Source organism: Soehngenia longivitae, from assembly GCF_004684055.1.
GTDB lineage: Bacteria > Bacillota > Clostridia > Tissierellales > Tissierellaceae > Soehngenia > Soehngenia longivitae.
On record NZ_SRIB01000010.1, the window covers coordinates 78,834 to 96,114 of the forward strand.

The following is a 17,281-nucleotide window of genomic DNA, read 5'->3' on the forward strand; positions in this document are numbered from 1 at the left end:
TTTGTATAAATTATACTATTCATACTAACTTAATGCTCTTAAAAATACAACTAAAAAAACTAAAGGCTCTGAAATTATTCAGAACCTTTAGGAAATAAGTAATTCATGATATCTTTTCTAGATATTATACCCACTAATTCATGATTATCGTTTAAAACCGGAATCCTTTTTATCTTCTTTTCAACCATCAATGTTGCTGCTTCTTCAACTGTTGCATTTTCATTTATTGTTATGACCTCATCTGTCATTACATCTTGCACGAAAATTCCTAAGTCTTTCTTCAACTCTTCAAAAAATTTTTTAGGTGTATCTAAGTAAATTAATCCACCTAAAATTTCTATTGCCTTAGGCCCTTTGATATTGGTACCCCTTCGGATTAAATCTCCTTCAGTTACAATTCCCTTTAAATTTCCCTCATCATCTACAACTGGTGCTCCGCTTAGATTTTTATCTGTGAATAGCTTAGCACATGCTTCCACAGTATCATCTAATTTGACAGTATATACATTTGTTGTCATTATGTCTTTTACTAGCATAATATCCCTCCTTGTGTTAGATAATTTCAACACCTAATTCTCTAAGCTCTTCTATATTTTTAATATGATCTTTCTCATCTACATATCCTAAGCCATTCAATAATAATTTAACTTTTCTCTCGCTTTTTAATAAATCAAGTACTGTCTCTCTAACACAAAATTCACTAGCAATCCCGCAGACTATAACTTCATTTGATAAAGTCTTATTTAATATTATCCCATTGATGTTCTTCGCATTAAATGCTGAGTACTCCTCGATATCATCGTTTATACCTTTGTAAAACATATTTTTTTCATTTGGTCTGTCTTTTATATCTTGGACTTTTTCATAAAACACGTCATCTAGTTTTGATCCTTTTTCATCTTTCACACAATGAACAGGCCAGATTCCTCCATTAATTTTAAAACTCTTATTACTCTGATTGTGCCAATCCAATGAATAATAAACATTTAAGTCATGTGAATTTATAAAATCTACTATATTCTTCACTGCCTCTTTTGCATGTATACAAGCTAAACTTCCTTCTATAAAATCGTACTGACAATCGATCACTAGTAAATCTTCCTTCATTAAATCCACCTCTAATAAGTTTCTCTCTTGCCAAATTCAGCTGACTCAACCCATTCTTCCGATTTTCTCAATAACTCAACTATATTGTTAAATATTCTATAATGATTTTCTTCCTGTTTAATCAAAAAATCAACCAGTGCTTTTTCTTCTTCATCACTAGCTTCTTCTTTCATCTTTTGATAGAGTTCTATACTTTCTTTTTCTTTTTGAAGAGCCAATCTATAAACATCAATTTGTTTCGGTTCAACTGCTGTTTCTAATTTAAAATCCTTTTCATCTCTAAAAATACTTTCAAATTCTATTTCAGAATCTGTTTCTGGAATAGTATAATCGAGTTTTTTAGATAAATTCTCTAAAAGTTCTCTATGCTTTCTCTCTTCATTTGCAAGTAATCTAAAAACTCTTTCGATTTCACTTCCACTATTTTTATCAGCTTGCTCAAGGTAAAATGTCTCCCCTTCAGTTTCTAGTTTAATTGCCATATCTAAATAATTCATAATAAAACCTCCTAAAGTTTATATCATTTATATAAATTTTTATACCCAATATTTTTTTTAATAACCCTAGAAGCTAACACTATTTTAGTTAATCAATTTATGTGATATATTATTGTTATCATTAAAAATAAGAGGTGCTAAGTATGAAATTTAATTTAAAGAGATTTGTATATATAAATATAGGATTGTTAATAATGACTGTTGGCCTTTATTTTTTCCTTATGCCTTCAAATCTTGCAGTTGGTGGGGCGACAGGTTTAGCAATGATACTTAACTACTTAATCCCATCCATACCAATGGGTATTATATTAGCAGCTCTAAACGTCATATTATTTATCGTTGCATTTGTAGCCATAGGAAAAGATTTCGGTGGATATACTATATATTCTTCATTTGCTTTCTCAGCGATGATCGCTATCTTTGAATATATCATACCCATGAAAGCCCCTTTTACAGATGATTTGTTCATAAATTTAATCTTCGGAATACTGATTTCTGGTGTCGGAATGGGAATTGTATTCAATGAAGACGCCTCTACTGGGGGCACGGATATCATTGCTAAAATTATAAATAAATACACTGGCGTTGCCATGGGTAAATCACTTTTGATATCAGATTTCTTGATAGTTATATTTGCAAGTTTTGTATATGGCGCAAGATTGGGAATGTATGCGCTACTAGGTATAGTAATCAACTCATTTGTTATAGATAAAATAATATCTGGTTTCAATGTGAAGATGAATATGATGATCATCTCTAAAGAACTTGATAGTATTAATGACTTCATACTAAATGAAATAGGCAGAGGCACAACAATTTATATTGCAATGGGTGGATATTCAAAAGAAGAAAAGAGAATAATAAACACGATAGTTTCAAGAGATGAATATGTTAGGATAAGAGATTATATTAGAAGTGTAGATAATAAGGCATTTATCTCGGTTTCGCATATCACAGAAGTTGAAGGCGAGGGCTTTACATATGATTAGAGGTGAATTATGAGAAATATAAAGATGGTTTTAGAATATGATGGAAGTAAATATCAAGGTTGGCAAAGATTAGGAAATACCGAAAACACCATTCAAGAAAAAATCGAAAAAACTATAAAAATGATAATAAATGAAGATGTAAATTTAATTGGTTCAGGCAGAACAGATGCTGGAGTCCATGCCAAGGGTCAAGTAGCTAATTTCAAAACAAACAGCGAAATTGAACTAAATGATCTTTTATATTACATGAATATTTATTTGCCTAAAGATATAATTGTAAAAGATATGAGGGAAGTGTCAGAAAGATTTCACGCTAGATACAACGTAAAGAAAAAGTATTATATCTATTATATTTATAATCATTCTTATCAATCTCCTTTTTACAGGAAATACAGCTATCATGTGCCAGAGAAATTAAATGTAGAGAATATGAATAAAGCTAGTAAAATACTAATTGGTACTCATGACTTCAGAGCTTTTACTTCTTCTAAGAGCAAGAAAAAATCCACCATTAAAAGTATTGAGTCAATAATAATAAATAAAAATGATCCCATAATATCAATACAATACGCAGCAGATGGTTTTCTATATAATATGGTCAGAATATTAACCGGAACCCTTATCGAAATCGGGAATGGCACTAGAGAAATAAATGACATCTATTCTCTTCTTGACTCAAAAAACAGAGCCGAAGCTGGTTTTAAAGCTCCGGCACATGGTTTGTTCCTAGAAAAAGTCATATACTAATTTATTCCATAGTAACAGTATCGTTTTTTAACTTTTTTCTATATTCAATGATGTAATTTCCTATTGTTATAAGGATTGCCATAAGAGGCACTCCTCCTATCATTCCTACTATCCCAAAGGCTGATCCAAAAAATAAAACTGAAAACATTACAAGTAGAGGGTGAAGCCCAACAGAGTGAGACATTATCTGAGGTGATATCAAATCACCTTCTCCTTGTTGAATCACTATAATTGCTATTACCATCCACAAAGCTCTTACAGGACTTATCATGAGCGCTAGTATGACTGGCAATATTCCTCCAATCCAAGGTCCAAAGTAAGGGATGATGTTCGTTATACCCGCTTGTATCCCTATTGTAATTGCATATGGCACTCTAAGTATTGCAGCTGCAATACCCGTCAATACTCCAATTATAAGAGCTATGATAAGTTGCCCTCTAATAAACCCACTTAATATCCTATTTATATCATTCCCAAGCTTATAAAAAGTTGGTTTTATCTTCTTAGGTATTAGATTTGTAGCTATGCTCAGTATCTTATCTTTCTCCTTCAAATAATAAAAAGTAATTATCGGTGTCATTAGTAAATCCAATAAAGTTGCAGTAGATGCTACTAAAAATGAAACGATGTTTTCTAAACTGGATCTGATGTATTCTGATATGCTGTTTAATTGCTCGTCTAAGTTAATATACTCTTCTAGTTTTTCTACAATATCCCCAAAATTGCCCGACCTCAAATCATTAAACCAATCTTGAAGAAATTTTACAATGTTCGGTATATCCTTAATAAAATTTGTTAAATCATTTACAGCGTTAGGAATAATCAAAGCAAAAAACAGAGATAAAAATATCAGTATTATAGCAAAAACGATTAAAACTGCCCATCTTCTTTTTATCCTTTTCCTCTCGAAAAAATTTACCAGTGGATTTAATATATAAGCTAAAATTAGCGCATATACAAAAGGACTAATAACTCTAGAAAAATTATTCCAAAATCCTATAACCAATATCAATGAAATTATAATCAACACTATATCCAATATCCATATTTTTTTTATCTTTATGGCTCTCATCTAAATTTCATCTCCTTTCTGAAAACCTTCTAATTTAGATAATAGTAGTTTATCACTATATCTAACATATTTCAATCAATTATGCTTGTAGAATAAATGTAAAAATGCTAATATAAATAAATAGTAGATTTATCACTTCATTAATGAAGTGATATTTAATTTAAAAGAGGGATGTAAATGAAAAAAAGAGTCATATTAGGTATGAGTGGAGGAGTTGATTCTTCAGTTTCTGCTCTTATCCTTAAAAATCAAGGTTATGATGTAATTGGATTGTTTATGAAAAATTGGGATGAAAAAGATGAAGATGGTGTTTGCACTGCCACACAAGATGCAGAAGATGCAATGAGAGTAGCATTTGAACTAGGTATACCATGTTATACAATCAATTTTGAAAAAGAGTATTGGGATAGAGTTTTTAGCTACTTTTTAGATGAATACAACAAAGGAAGAACGCCCAATCCAGATGTCATGTGCAATCAAGAAATCAAATTCAATGCGTTTTTAGATTATGCTCTAAATCTAGAAGCTGATTATATTGCTATGGGCCACTATGCAAGAGTCAAAGAGGAAAATGGTGAATATTTGCTATTGCGAGGTATTGATAAAAATAAAGACCAATCTTATTTTCTGTCTAGAATTGGTCAAAAGGCACTTTCTAAGACAATATTTCCAATAGGAGATCTAACTAAAGAAGAAGTCCGAAAAATAGCTGAAGAAGCAAATCTTTACACTGCCAAAAAGAAGGATTCAACTGGAATATGTTTTATAGGTGAAAGAGATTTCGATAAATTTCTAGATAAATATCTACTAGCGACTCCTGGAGATATAATAGATGTTGATGGAGGAAAGATAGGTAAGCATACCGGATTAATTCACTATACTATAGGTCAAAGAAAAGGCATAGGAATAGGTGGCATAAAAAGTGGAGAGCCATGGTTTGTAGTTGGCAAAGATTTGAAAAAAAATATCTTGTATGCAGCACAAGGTGAAGAACATAAAGCACTTTATTCAGTGGCATTAATCGGAGAAGAGCCTAAATGGATAAGTGAAAAAGAACCTGTATTCCCTTTACAATGCACCGCTAAATTTAGATATAGACAAAAAGATATACCAGTAGTAGTTGAAAAATCAGATGACAAATTGTACGTCAAATTTGAATATCCTGTAAAGGCAATAACTCCGGGTCAAGTAGCTGTATTTTATGATGGAGAAATCTGCTTAGGAAGCGCAATTATAAATAAAGCAATCCCCTTAGATGAGAAATATAACTTCAATTAAAATGCTGTATGGAATATTCATACAGCATTTTGCTATTCTACAACCACTTTTCCATCTTCAATTAATTTATCTGCAACCCATTCTGCAACTCTTCCAGTTATTTCAACACAGTGCTTCTTCCTTTCAGGGCTTTGGAAATTGTCCCCAGCCCATTTCCTTGTCATAACTCTACAGCAAGTTGAGCCGTATTCATCTTTTATAAAATCATGCAAGTCAGCTGAAATTGGAAACATGGAATCATCCATTTTTTCACCATAATTTCTGCCATAAACCATTCCCAAAGCCATAATTCCACCACTTACCGCTCCACATAGACAACCCGATTTACCAATCCCTATCGGAAATCCTGATGCCATTTTTACTACATTATCTTCATATGGTTTCCCAAGCAAATTATTAATTGTTCTTACAACTGCTTCAGAACAGAAAAATTCTCCTCTTTCAAAATACCCTTCAGCCTCATTTTTAACTTGATTAACTAATTCTTCTCTGGTCATATTATCACCTCTAATTAGATTTTACATTGAAACTTAAAAACGAAATGTATCTTATTAAAACATATACTACCAATAAAACCGCAATTATCTCTTCAATCAATGCAACTGAAGATAAAAACTTTAATGATTCATTTACTCCTTTTAAGTAGTTGGCCGCTCCCTTTAAACCAATAGCTGTAATGACGGTTGGAAAAGTGAAAGCCGAGTACGATGGATAAAACTTTAAACTCAAAAGCTTTGGCAGCTGAGTCAACACATAGATATAAAGAATTTGTGAAATAATTAAAAGTGCAAGTACTGCTACATAGCTTTTGTTTTCAAATGCATTCATATATCCTGCAAGCAACAGCCCTGCAGGTGCAGTCATTATTGTTATCGTAGGTAAAGCTGGTTCAGGTATACCCTTTACAACAAAGACTCTTTTAATTACAACTGGCAAGATCACTATAAAGCTAATAAGTCCAAAATAGAACAACCATCTTCCAACTTCTTCATATCCGAAAGCTTTAGAAGAAACTGATCCTGCTACAATTCCTACATATACGATAAACCATGAAGGAAATACTTTTTTAATATCAAATTTTGATATGAACTTCATTGAAAACCAGACAATCAATATGATATGAAAAATTAATCCAATGACCCATATAGCTCTAGCAAGTAAATCTGAATAAGGTATTAAATATGTACTTAAAATCATTATCGACATGCTAAATGCTGGAAAAGTACTAGCTATTACGGGGTTTTCTAAATCTTTTTTTGTCTGTTCAAATGAAGTAAATATCTTGATAATTAAAAGCACTGCAAATATAGCACTTATAGCCCCAAATATGTTGCGATAAACTTCTCCATGGCTTTGTACTAAGTTTCCACATGCAGCAAGTCCGAGTATAAGCCCTGAAATTGGCAATGGAATTTTCTTTATTCTCTCCATAAAACACCTCCTTATCTTAGTCATAATCTAGTTTAACACAAAAATATATAATAGCTCATTGAATTTTTTTATGTATTTCTTTGTTCTAATAAAATTTTCTATAGTAGTATTTAGTTAATTGCATAAATCCTTCGCAAACGCAACACTATCATGGTGTAATTGAAGAAAATGTGCTATAATGGAAAAAATATATAAAGAGGTGACCAAGATGACCGTTAGCTATAAAAAGCTTTGGAAATTGTTGATAGACCGCGACATGAAGAAGAAAGATTTACAAGCTGCTGCAGGAATAAGTCCATCGTCAATTTCAAAGCTTTCTAAAAATGAATATGTCAGCATGGACGTTCTTGTAAAAGTTTGTACGGCGCTTGGCGTTGATTTTAAAGATATCATGGAATTGGTGCCAAATACAGCTGAAGAAAGGAAGTAAATTATGGAAAACAACAGAAAAGAACAGGAACGAGCAGAATTACACCGTACCATATGGAATATTGCAAATGATTTAAGAGGTAGCGTAGATGGATGGGATTTTAAACAATATGTTCTCGGTATGTTATTTTACCGCTACATATCTGAAAATATCACTAGTTTCATTAATGCTGGCGAATGGGAAACTGGCAATACAGAATTTGATTATGCTAAGTTATCAGATGAGGAAGCAGAACAGGCACGAGAAGATCTAGTCAACACGAAAGGTTTCTTCATTTTACCCAGTGAACTTTTTGAAAACGTCCGCAAGCGTGCAAAAGACGACGAAAACTTAAATGAGACGTTGGAGCTGATTTTTAGCAATATTGAAGCATCTGCACAAGGAACAGAAAGTGAAGATAATTTCAAAGGCTTGTTTGACGATATTGACGTTAACAGCAATAAGCTAGGCAACACTGTAGCAAAGCGCAATGAAAAGCTAGTTAAACTACTTAATTCTATTGGAGAAATGAAATTAGGAGATTATAAAGACAATACCATAGATGCATTTGGCGATGCCTATGAATTTTTAATGAGTATGTATGCCTCAAGTGCCGGAAAGAGCGGCGGAGAATATTATACACCACAGGAGGTTTCTGAACTCCTTACACGGTTAACAATAGTAGGAAAAACTGAAGTCAACAAAGTATATGACCCAGCTTGTGGTTCGGGCTCTTTGTTGTTAAAGTTTGCAAAAGTCTTAGGAAAAAATAAAGTGCGTCAGGGTTTTTTCGGTCAAGAAATTAACATCACAACCTACAACCTGTGCCGAATAAATATGTTCTTACACGATATTGATTATGATAAATTCGACATTGCCCTTGGTGATACGCTAACGGATCCTCAACATTGGGATGATGAGCCTTTTGAAGCTATTGTTTCAAATCCACCTTACTCTATTAAATGGAAGGGCGACAGCGATCCTATTCTCATTAATGATCCTCGTTTTTCACCAGCAGGAGTATTGGCTCCAAAATCCAAGGCAGACCTTGCATTTATAATGCATAGCCTCTCTTGGCTTGCAACGAATGGTACAGCGGCTATTGTTTGTTTCCCCGGTGTAATGTACCGCGGTGGCGCTGAAAAGAAAATCAGACAATACTTAATTGACAACAACTACATCGACTGTATTATTCAGTTGCCAGATAATCTGTTTTTCGGCACTAGCATAGCTACCTGCATTATGGTACTCAAAAAGTCTAAATCAGAAAACAGCACCTTATTTATCGATGCATCACAGGAATTTGTCAAGGTCACAAATAATAACAAGCTATCACAGGAAAATATCGAGACTATTCTTAATGCATTTAAAGATAGAAAAGATATTGAGCATTTTGCTAAGCTTGTGCCAAACAATGAAATCGCTGAACATGAATATAATCTTTCAGTATCAAATTATGTTGAAAAAGAAGACATGCGTGAGAAAATAGACATTAAGAAGCTTAACGCTGAAATAGAAGAAATAGTAGCAAGGGAGCAGATTTTAAGAGATGAAATAGACAAGATCATCGCAGAAATTGAGGTGGAGAAATGAGTAGATTGGATGAGTTGATTGAGGAACTTTGCCCTGATGGGGTGGAGTATAAACCTTTATGGGAAGTAACAATTTGGGATAAGAAGTTTAATGCAGTTGAACGGTATAAGCAAAAAAAGGTTTATACCTATCCATATATGCTCGCTAGTGATTTGTTTAAATTGGAAAGAAAAGAAGGAGATGTATATTTATTATCAACAGGTGAAAAAACTGGATGGACAACAGAAGATCTTGCAGGTGATAATCTATGCAAAGGTGAAGTTGTAGCTATTCCATGGGGCGGTACACCAAACGTTAAATATTACAACGGTAAATTTGTTACAGCTGACAATAGGATTGCTACGTCAATTGACACAACAGTTCTTTGTAATAAATTTCTTTATTACTGGATGCAAAATAACATTGATACTATTGCAAGCTTTTACAGAGGCTCAGGCATTAAGCATCCTAACATGAAAAATATCTTGGATATGGAAATCCCCCTTCCCCCTCTGCCTGTACAGCAGGAAATTGTCCGCATACTGGACAATTTTACAGAGCTTATAACAGAAATTGAATCTGAAATTAAGCTAAGGAAAAAACAGTATGATTATTATAGAGATTCGTTGCTAAGTAGAGAAGAACTAAATAAACTATGCCCAGATGGGGTGGAATATAAAAAGATAAAACAGGTCTACAAAAGGCTCAAGGGTACTCCTATTACTGCTGGAAAAATGAAAGAAATTGATAATCCTTATGGTGAAATCAGAATCTTTGCAGGTGGAAAAACTGTAATTAATGCAATGGAAAAGGATATTCCAAACGTAAATATTACAAGAGTTCCAGCAGTCTTGGTACAATCCAGAGGTGTAATTGATGCTGTTTATTATGATAAGCCTTTTACATTTAAAAATGAAATGTGGGCATATACAGACGATAATACAATAGCTGTGAAATATTTATATTATGTGCTAAAAAACAACCTCTCACATTTTAGAAAAACTGCATCGAGTATGGGTTCATTGCCACAGATTTCTCTTCCTGATACAGAAGAATTTGTTATCCCTCTCCCCCCTCTGCCTGTACAGCAGGAAATTGTGCGTATATTAGACAATTTTACAGAACTTATAGAGGAACTTACAGCCGAACTAGAAGCTCGCCAAAAGCAATATGAATATTACAGAGATAAACTTTTGTCTTTTAAGGAGGTGTCGTCATGAGTATATACAACATTGTAGCAAGTACTGATGAAGTAACAGTTGTTGCCGAATATGCAGCAGAATATAATGTACGCTCTGAAAAGTATCAGAGTGAAGCAGAACTTGAAAGAGAATTTATCTTCCAGTTGACTTCACAGGGGTATGAATATATTTCAGTGCACAACGAATCTGCATTGATAAAAAACCTCCGAAAACAACTTGAAATACTCAATGACTTCACCTTTACTGATAGTGAATGGGATAAGTTTTTCACAGAGTGCATTGCAAATACTAATGAGGGAATTGTTGAAAAGACCAGAAAAATTCAGGATGATCATATACAAATTCTAAAACGTGAAGATGGAACAACGAAGAACATATACCTTTTAGATAAGAAGAATATCCACAACAATCGCCTGCAGGTCATTAATCAATATGAAGAAGAAGGCGGTAAGCATGAAACCCGATATGATGTAACTATACTTGTCAATGGGCTTCCTCTTGTTCATGTAGAATTAAAGCGTCGCGGAATTGCTATCCGAGAAGCCTTCAATCAGATAAATAGATACCAGCGAGACAGCTTTTGGGCGGCTTCTGGTTTGTTTGATTATGTGCAGATTTTTGTCATATCCAATGGAACTCACACAAAGTACTATAGTAACACCACAAGAAACGCTCATATCAAGGAACAAAGTAGCGGTGAACGCCAAAAAAATAAAAAAACGAGCAACAGTTTTGAGTTTACAAACTATTGGGCAGATGCAAATAACAAAATTATTCCTGACCTTGTAGACTTTACTAAAACTTTTTTTGCCAAACACACACTTTTAAATATTTTAACAAAATATTGTGTTTTTACTTCTGAAGATCTACTTCTTGTAATGCGTCCTTATCAAATCGCTGCTGCAGAACGTATATTATCACGTATTGTAGTATCAACCAACTATAAGAAAATGGGTACAACTGCTGCAGGAGGATATGTCTGGCATACCACAGGCTCTGGAAAGACATTGACAAGTTTTAAGACAGCACAATTAGCGTCGGCTTTACCTTACATAGATAAGGTACTATTCGTTGTTGACCGTAAAGATCTGGATTATCAGACTATGAAAGAATATGACCGCTTTGAAAAGGGAGCAGCTAACGGTAACACGTCTACAAGAGTTCTTCAAAGGCAATTAGAAGACAAAGATGAAAAAGGAAACCCTCACGAATACAAAATTATTGTAACCACAATTCAGAAACTAGATATATTTATCCGTAAAAACAAACAGCATGATATCTATAAGAAACACGTAGTATTGATTTTTGATGAGTGCCACCGTTCCCAGTTTGGAGAGATGCATCAAGCCATCACTAAGAACTTTAAAAACTACCATATTTTTGGATTTACAGGAACACCGATTTTTGCTGCAAATGCCAGCTCAAGTGGAAACCCGCTGTTTCGTACAACCGAGCAAACTTTCGGAGAAAAGCTTCATACTTACACCATTGTCGATGCTATAAATGATGGAAATGTTCTACCTTTTAGGATAGATTTTATCAATACAATTAAAATGCCTGATTATTTAAATGATAAAAAAGTCTATAGCATTGACCGAGAGAAAGCTTTAGCAGATCCACAGCGAATTAGTGAAATCGTCTCTTACGTTCTTGAGCATTTTGACCAGAAAACAAAACGCAATAGTTATTATACATTCTCAGCAAAATGGGAAGAAATAGATAAAAAAAATCCTAAGAATATAATTGAAAAGCGCGAAACAAGACGTGTTGCTGGTTTTAACTCCATATTTGCTACCGCATCGATTCCAATGGCGATCAGATACTATAATGAGTTTAAGAAGCAGATAGCGGAAAAAAACCATAACCTTATCATTGCAACTATTTTCAGTTTTAGTGCAAATGAAGAAGAGCCAGATGGACTGTTGCCTGAAGAGGATTTTAATATGGAAACCCTTGACCAGAGCTCCAGAGATTTTCTTGAATCGGCTATAAGGGATTACAATATGACATTCAACACAAATTATGATACTTCTTCTGACAAGTTTCAGAATTACTATAAAGACATCTCTCTTCGTGTAAAGAATCGGGAGATTGATATTTTGATTGTTGTCAATATGTTCCTAACAGGCTTTGATGCAACAACACTGAATACACTGTGGGTAGATAAAAACCTAAGGCAACATGGACTGATTCAAGCTTTTTCAAGAACAAATCGCATTTTAAATAGCGTTAAGACCTATGGCAACATCGTTTGTTTTAGAGATTTGAAAGAAGAAACAGACAAAGCTATTGCACTATTTGGCAATAAAGATGCTGGCGGTATTGTACTGCTAAAAACATTCGAAGAATACTACAATGGCTATGATGATAAAGGTGAGTATAAACCTGGCTATGCTGAACTGATTGAAACTCTTACAACAAAGTATCCCCTTGGTCAAGCTATCCTAGGAGAGGAAGCAGAAAAAGACTTCATAAGGCTATATGGTGCAATCCTTCGACTCAGAAATATTCTTACTTCTTTCGATGACTTTGAAGGCAATGAGATTTTATCTGAAAGGGATTTTCAAGACTATCAGAGTATTTATATTGACCTGTATCAGGAATATAGAAAAGGAACTGATGCAGATAAAGAAACTATCAATGACGACATAATTTTTGAGATCGAACTGGTCAAACAAATAGAGGTAAATATTGACTACATCCTCATGCTTGTAGCTAAATATCAACAATCCAACTGTAAAGATAAAACGATTCTTACAACTATTGATAAAGCGATTAATTCAAGTATTGAACTTCGAAGTAAGAAAGAGCTTATCGAACGTTTTATTGAACAGGTCAATGTATCTACCAAAGTGGATGAGGATTGGCGCAAATTCCTGAATGAGCGTAAGGAAGAAGATATTTCAGCAATTATAGAAGAAGAAAAATTAAAACCTCAAGAAACCCGCCACTTCATTGACAATGCTTTTCGAGATGGAATGCTTAAGACAACTGGTACAGCTATTGATAAAATCATGCCTCCTGTATCGCGCTTTGGAGGAAACAGGGCTGCTAAAAAGCAAGGAATTATTGAAAAGTTAATGTTACTCTTTGAGAAGTATTCAGGGTTAGTGTAGCAGATAATAAATAAATCAGACATAATTATTTTTTTATTTTTCTATTGTACTAACCAACATAATGATGTATCATAATATCAACTTCATATTTTTTTAAGGTGTATTACTTAATAGGGAAATGCGTGAAACGCTGCAGCCCCCGCTACTGTATATGGTATGCTTATCATTTATCCACTGTAGATTTACTATGGGAAGGTTTGATAAGTTTAAGCCACAAGCCAGGAGACCTGCCTTAAAAATTATGTTCTACTTTCGGAGGGAAAGGAGGAAACAAATTAACAAGTATTTTTGTTTATTTTGCTCCTTTTTAGGAGCTTTTTTTTATAGTAATTTAGGAGGATAGTAAATGAAACCAGATTATGATTTAATAAGTTACCCATTTTTAAATGAAGATGCAAAAGTCGTAGACCATGAAATTTTGACTGATAAGCTTTCTGCAAGTTTAGGTCATATATTGTCTCAAAATACCCCTTTAGAAAAAGAAACTTGGTGGTTATTAGAAAGAGTTTTACATCTAAATGGATCATTACGAGGTAAAATGGCAATTTCGGATGCTGATGTCAAAGAAGGGCTATTAATGTATCATGTGTTAAAAGAAAGAAATAAGGGTAGAGTGGTTAATTTTGTCTACCCAACAGGTTCTAGCATTGCAACTCTGTACCATAACGCAAGATGTGAAGCAAAGATAGTTACACGAAATTTACATTTAATTGAAAAATCTGGTGTAGTTGTACCACAGATTTTAATTGATTTTTCAAATCTAGCAGCAAATCTATTGTTTGCATTTGCGATAGAAACTAACAGGTTAGAAAATATTGACGAAATAGAATTCATATCAAAATCTTATTAATTGGAGGAATTGACGTAAAATGAATAATACTAAAAAAGTTATATTAACAATACTGGCAATAGCAGTAGTTTTAGGAGTATTTTTTGGAATTAATAGTTACTTTCAAGGTAGTGATTTAGATAAGACTATTTATATAACTATAATTGATGATACTACTGGAGAAGTATTGATGGAAAAAAGTAAATTTACAACTGAAAAAGCAACTCTTGGTGATTTTCTAGAAGAGAATAAAGAAAAATTAGATGTAAAAATGACTGATACTCAGTTTGGAAGATTCTTAGATGGTTTATTGGGAATAGAAACAGCAGATATGACAAATGGCCCTTGGTGGATGTATTCATATAAGTCTACTGAAAAAGGTCTTGACATGAAAATAGGAGAAGCCCCAGGTGTTGATTCTATTGGACTTAATGATGGTGATGAAATCGAATTTCACTATACTATAATGTCTGGAATGTAAAATGAGTAGTAGGAAAATCACAAAAGTAGCTATGTTAGCTAGCATATTGTATATCATACAATTTATAGGGTCTGGACTATTATATATCGAGCTTGTGAATTTTACTATTCTATTATATGGTGTGAGCCTAAAAAGAGATGAATCCTATTTAGCAGTTACCATATTTTGCTTATTGGTGATGTTAACTCGAGGCTTTGGGCTATGGACAATAATGTATTTAATTGTTTTTCCGCAATATGCTTTAATATATTCAACTTTAGGCAAAAAAATAAATTCACTTATTGTACTTGCACTGTTAGGGTTTATACTAGCTTTTATTTGTGGAACATTAATTGACATACCGTATATTGTCGCTGCAAATTTGGATTACAGAGGCCTTTTAATCAGATTACTTCTTGGATTTCAAGTTTCTATTGTAAATGCTTTAGTTACTTTCATTGCAACATTATTTTTGCTAAATCCTTTAAAAAAGCTTCTATTGAAGCTCAATACCTAAAAAGTAGAGCTTAAAGCTCTACTTACCCCCTTTTTTCCTCATGCGAATTGTCAAATAAACAATTGTAGAAACTATAAATCCAACTAATCCTACAGTTACAAGAGTTCTAACCTCATCAGTAAATTCTGCCCCATTTATAATCACTGGAAGGTAATTATAAATGGCTATAATTAAAAAAGTTATGGGTAAGATAAGCCCTGTGAACTTACTCTCTTTTAATGCAAAACCTATTTCTAAGAAAAATACCATAAACCCAATTAAAAAATAGACTAAAATCATATTGCTTTCCAAAGTATCACCTTCAATTTTATAAATTCATTGTATTTATAAATTATAATTGTATTCATAAGAAAATACAACTTAGCTGTTAAAAACACCCCAATTAACATATGTCAATTGGGGTGTTTGTTATTTGTTCTCTAAATCATATACTCTTTTGTATAAATTTATCAATCTACTGATTAAATTTTTCTCAGCAAGTGCTGTCATTAACTGGTCTTGAGCATGTACTACAAGAAAATTTGGAACTTGGCTTTGCTTACCTTGCACTAATTTGTTCTGATAATCATGCCCTTCATAAAATTCCTCATCGGCTTTTTCTAAATGTTTCTTTGCGTCTTCAAATCTACCTTCTTCTGCTGCCTCTAGCGCTTCATAAGCTTCTGCTCTTGCATTCCCACCATGTAGCACTAGATTATATATAATTTCTTCTAATTCCATCATTTCTATATTATCATTACTCATTTGCAACTACTCCTTCTTGTTCTGAATTTATTAGCTGTTTTTCATACATTTTAAAAAATGGATAATATATGATCCCTGCTACAACTATGTTCACTAGCTGCAACACTATCGCCTTCCAGTCCCCACTGCTAGAGATAAATCCACTTAAAAATACAGGTACTGTAAATGGAAGCTGTAACAATGGTTTAGCAACTATATTTGTAGCAAATGCAATGTAGTTTATTGTTACCGCTGCAATAGGTGCTAACATGAACGGTATCATCAATATTGGATTTAATACTATTGGTGCTCCGAAGATCACTGGTTCGTTTATATTAAATACTGAAGGTACTAACGATGCTCTGCCTATGGTTTTCAGCTGTACTGATGCGGAAAACATAAACATGATAACTAAAGGCCAAGTCAATCCTGAACCGCCTAGATGTGTAAATACATGAAAAAATGGTTCTGTTATAATCCCAGTTAATTCTGCTCCGGATGCCGCAGCTTCAGCGTTTGCAGCCAATTGGCTCATCCAAAATGGATATGCTATAGATGATACTACATTCATTCCGTGTATTCCCAATGACCACAATAGCATCATTAAAATTGTTTCAGCTATAGCTGCCGGGTAACTATTCGATGCAACAACCAGCGGTTGGAATATCTGTATCACTAGTTGTGGCAAAGTTATTTGATATCTAGACCAAACTATCCATTCTGTTCCCCATGCAAGTATGATCATAGTAAACATAGGAATTAAGGCTATAAAGCTTCTAACTACATATGGAGGTACTTGCTCAGGCATCTTTATTACCAAGCCTCTTTTATTGAAAAATCTAACTACAATAGGAGTAATAATCCCAAAGATGATAGCGATAAATAGTCCTTGTCCTCCTAAATAATTCAGCACTTCTCCAAAACTAATTTTAGTTATATCTGTTGCTGGAAAACAGCTAATTAAAAAAGCGAGCATAGCTGTCAATCCTGTCATTGACTCATCTAAATCCCAACGTGAAGCAAGGCTATAAGCAGTACCAAATGCTACCATCAGTGCCATTACTCCAAAGGTTAAATTAAATGGTATCAAAATTTGTGCCATTATTGGTTTTACTGCATTTTCCCATGCTATTATCGGAGCCCAGTTGATCCCTGTAGGAGGATTTGCAATAATTAAGAAAATTGCTCCAGTTAATATTACAGGAAGTGCAAAACTGCTAAATGCATCCCTAATTGCTTGCAAGTAGACATTTTGGATAGTGTCAATTAATTGTTGGAAAACAACTAATAATAATTTTCTAAATAATATTTAGAATAATAGCTCCATAATCA

At 33.4% G+C, this 17,281-nt stretch carries 19 protein-coding genes and 1 riboswitch; of the genes, 10 read left to right on the forward strand and 9 right to left on the reverse strand.

What is annotated here, in order from left to right:
- Nucleotides 1-74: 74 nt before the first annotated feature.
- The 3 genes from E4100_RS07715 to E4100_RS07725 are packed head-to-tail and all read right to left on the reverse strand — an operon-like array spanning nt 75 to nt 1,604.
- On the reverse strand, nt 75-536 hold the full coding sequence (locus E4100_RS07715) for a CBS domain-containing protein (RefSeq protein WP_135271462.1): 462 nt from the start codon (nt 534-536) through the stop codon (nt 75-77).
- A 16-nt stretch (nt 537-552) separates the two neighbouring features.
- The gene (locus E4100_RS07720) at nt 553-1,107 is read right to left on the reverse strand and encodes an isochorismatase family protein (RefSeq protein WP_135271463.1); all 555 of its coding nucleotides are present in this window, start codon (nt 1,105-1,107) and stop codon (nt 553-555) included.
- Nucleotides 1,108-1,118: 11 nt separating this feature from the next.
- Nucleotides 1,119-1,604 (reverse strand): ferritin-like domain-containing protein, encoded by a 486-nt coding sequence (locus tag E4100_RS07725; protein WP_135271464.1) that lies wholly within the window; start codon nt 1,602-1,604, stop codon nt 1,119-1,121.
- Between the two features lie 143 nt (nt 1,605-1,747).
- Here E4100_RS07725 and E4100_RS07730 point away from each other — a divergent pair, with 143 nt between their 5' ends.
- A complete protein-coding gene (locus E4100_RS07730; RefSeq protein ID WP_135271465.1) occupies nt 1,748-2,593 on the forward strand; it encodes a YitT family protein in 846 nt (281 codons plus the stop codon).
- A gap of 9 nt (nt 2,594-2,602) precedes the next feature.
- The gene (truA, locus tag E4100_RS07735) at nt 2,603-3,340 is read left to right on the forward strand and encodes a tRNA pseudouridine(38-40) synthase TruA (RefSeq protein WP_135271466.1); all 738 of its coding nucleotides are present in this window, start codon (nt 2,603-2,605) and stop codon (nt 3,338-3,340) included.
- Between the two features lies 1 nt (nt 3,341).
- On the opposite strand, the gene E4100_RS07740 is transcribed toward truA, so the two are convergent.
- Nucleotides 3,342-4,412: an AI-2E family transporter gene (locus E4100_RS07740; protein ID WP_135271467.1), complete on the reverse strand. Its 1,071-nt coding sequence runs from the start codon at nt 4,410-4,412 to the stop codon at nt 3,342-3,344.
- 177 nt (nt 4,413-4,589) lie between these two features.
- On the opposite strand from E4100_RS07740, the gene mnmA reads away from it, so the two are divergent.
- The gene (gene mnmA, locus E4100_RS07745) at nt 4,590-5,690 is read left to right on the forward strand and encodes a tRNA 2-thiouridine(34) synthase MnmA (RefSeq protein WP_135271468.1); all 1,101 of its coding nucleotides are present in this window, start codon (nt 4,590-4,592) and stop codon (nt 5,688-5,690) included.
- A gap of 32 nt (nt 5,691-5,722) precedes the next feature.
- Here the strand turns inward: mnmA and E4100_RS07750 are convergent, their stop codons facing one another.
- A complete protein-coding gene (locus E4100_RS07750) occupies nt 5,723-6,187 on the reverse strand; it encodes a C-GCAxxG-C-C family protein (protein WP_135271469.1) in 465 nt (154 codons plus the stop codon).
- Nucleotides 6,188-6,197: 10 nt separating this feature from the next.
- A complete protein-coding gene (locus E4100_RS07755) occupies nt 6,198-7,121 on the reverse strand; it encodes a TDT family transporter (protein WP_135271470.1) in 924 nt (307 codons plus the stop codon).
- Nucleotides 7,122-7,329: 208 nt separating this feature from the next.
- Between E4100_RS07755 and E4100_RS07760 the strand changes: the two genes are divergently transcribed.
- From E4100_RS07760 to E4100_RS07790, 7 genes are all read left to right on the forward strand, one after another.
- The gene (locus tag E4100_RS07760; RefSeq protein WP_135271471.1) at nt 7,330-7,551 is read left to right on the forward strand and encodes a helix-turn-helix domain-containing protein; all 222 of its coding nucleotides are present in this window, start codon (nt 7,330-7,332) and stop codon (nt 7,549-7,551) included.
- 3 nt (nt 7,552-7,554) lie between these two features.
- The gene (locus E4100_RS07765) at nt 7,555-9,123 is read left to right on the forward strand and encodes a type I restriction-modification system subunit M (protein ID WP_135271472.1); all 1,569 of its coding nucleotides are present in this window, start codon (nt 7,555-7,557) and stop codon (nt 9,121-9,123) included.
- The gene (locus E4100_RS07770) at nt 9,120-10,322 is read left to right on the forward strand and encodes a restriction endonuclease subunit S (RefSeq protein WP_135271473.1); all 1,203 of its coding nucleotides are present in this window, start codon (nt 9,120-9,122) and stop codon (nt 10,320-10,322) included. Before E4100_RS07765 ends, E4100_RS07770 begins: the two co-directional genes overlap by 4 nt.
- Complete coding sequence (locus tag E4100_RS07775; RefSeq protein WP_135271474.1) at nt 10,319-13,420, forward strand: type I restriction endonuclease subunit R; 3,102 nt, start codon at nt 10,319-10,321, stop codon at nt 13,418-13,420. The genes E4100_RS07770 and E4100_RS07775 overlap by 4 nt, the downstream gene beginning before the upstream one ends.
- A gap of 79 nt (nt 13,421-13,499) precedes the next feature.
- Nucleotides 13,500-13,669: riboswitch (cobalamin riboswitch) on the forward strand.
- 97 nt (nt 13,670-13,766) lie between these two features.
- Entirely contained in the window at nt 13,767-14,270 is a 504-nt protein-coding gene (locus E4100_RS07780) for an ATP:cob(I)alamin adenosyltransferase (RefSeq protein WP_135271475.1), read from the forward strand.
- Nucleotides 14,271-14,289: 19 nt separating this feature from the next.
- On the forward strand, nt 14,290-14,730 hold the full coding sequence (locus tag E4100_RS07785) for a DUF4430 domain-containing protein (protein WP_135271476.1): 441 nt from the start codon (nt 14,290-14,292) through the stop codon (nt 14,728-14,730).
- A 1-nt stretch (nt 14,731) separates the two neighbouring features.
- Nucleotides 14,732-15,226: a hypothetical protein gene (locus E4100_RS07790; protein WP_135271477.1), complete on the forward strand. Its 495-nt coding sequence runs from the start codon at nt 14,732-14,734 to the stop codon at nt 15,224-15,226.
- Between the two features lie 18 nt (nt 15,227-15,244).
- Here E4100_RS07790 and E4100_RS07795 read toward each other — a convergent pair whose 3' ends face one another.
- The 3 genes from E4100_RS07795 to E4100_RS07805 all read right to left on the reverse strand — a co-directional run bounded on the left by E4100_RS07795 (nt 15,245) and on the right by E4100_RS07805 (nt 17,192).
- The gene (locus E4100_RS07795) at nt 15,245-15,517 is read right to left on the reverse strand and encodes a hypothetical protein (protein ID WP_135271478.1); all 273 of its coding nucleotides are present in this window, start codon (nt 15,515-15,517) and stop codon (nt 15,245-15,247) included.
- A 117-nt stretch (nt 15,518-15,634) separates the two neighbouring features.
- A complete protein-coding gene (locus E4100_RS07800) occupies nt 15,635-15,970 on the reverse strand; it encodes a PTS sugar transporter subunit IIA (RefSeq protein ID WP_209315316.1) in 336 nt (111 codons plus the stop codon).
- Nucleotides 15,963-17,192 (reverse strand): PTS sugar transporter subunit IIC, encoded by a 1,230-nt coding sequence (locus tag E4100_RS07805; protein ID WP_209315317.1) that lies wholly within the window; start codon nt 17,190-17,192, stop codon nt 15,963-15,965. Before E4100_RS07805 ends, E4100_RS07800 begins: the two co-directional genes overlap by 8 nt.
- Nucleotides 17,193-17,281: the final 89 nt, after the last annotated feature.

Coding starts and splice junctions, on each gene's coding strand:
- truA (WP_135271466.1), top strand. CDS start 2,603: ATGAGAAATATAAAGATGGTTTTAGAATATGATGGAAGTAAATATCAA.
- E4100_RS07730 (WP_135271465.1), top strand. CDS start 1,748: ATGAAATTTAATTTAAAGAGATTTGTATATATAAATATAGGATTGTTA.
- E4100_RS07715 (WP_135271462.1), bottom strand. CDS start 536: ATGCTAGTAAAAGACATAATGACAACAAATGTATATACTGTCAAATTA.
- E4100_RS07725 (WP_135271464.1), bottom strand. CDS start 1,604: ATGAATTATTTAGATATGGCAATTAAACTAGAAACTGAAGGGGAGACA.
- E4100_RS07720 (WP_135271463.1), bottom strand. CDS start 1,107: ATGAAGGAAGATTTACTAGTGATCGATTGTCAGTACGATTTTATAGAA.
- E4100_RS07740 (WP_135271467.1), bottom strand. CDS start 4,412: ATGAGAGCCATAAAGATAAAAAAAATATGGATATTGGATATAGTGTTG.
- mnmA (WP_135271468.1), top strand. CDS start 4,590: ATGAAAAAAAGAGTCATATTAGGTATGAGTGGAGGAGTTGATTCTTCA.
- E4100_RS07800 (WP_209315316.1), bottom strand. CDS start 15,970: ATGAGTAATGATAATATAGAAATGATGGAATTAGAAGAAATTATATAT.
- E4100_RS07750 (WP_135271469.1), bottom strand. CDS start 6,187: ATGACCAGAGAAGAATTAGTTAATCAAGTTAAAAATGAGGCTGAAGGG.
- E4100_RS07770 (WP_135271473.1), top strand. CDS start 9,120: ATGAGTAGATTGGATGAGTTGATTGAGGAACTTTGCCCTGATGGGGTG.
- E4100_RS07775 (WP_135271474.1), top strand. CDS start 10,319: ATGAGTATATACAACATTGTAGCAAGTACTGATGAAGTAACAGTTGTT.
- E4100_RS07790 (WP_135271477.1), top strand. CDS start 14,732: ATGAGTAGTAGGAAAATCACAAAAGTAGCTATGTTAGCTAGCATATTG.
- E4100_RS07785 (WP_135271476.1), top strand. CDS start 14,290: ATGAATAATACTAAAAAAGTTATATTAACAATACTGGCAATAGCAGTA.
- E4100_RS07780 (WP_135271475.1), top strand. CDS start 13,767: ATGAAACCAGATTATGATTTAATAAGTTACCCATTTTTAAATGAAGAT.
- E4100_RS07760 (WP_135271471.1), top strand. CDS start 7,330: ATGACCGTTAGCTATAAAAAGCTTTGGAAATTGTTGATAGACCGCGAC.
- E4100_RS07755 (WP_135271470.1), bottom strand. CDS start 7,121: ATGGAGAGAATAAAGAAAATTCCATTGCCAATTTCAGGGCTTATACTC.
- E4100_RS07765 (WP_135271472.1), top strand. CDS start 7,555: ATGGAAAACAACAGAAAAGAACAGGAACGAGCAGAATTACACCGTACC.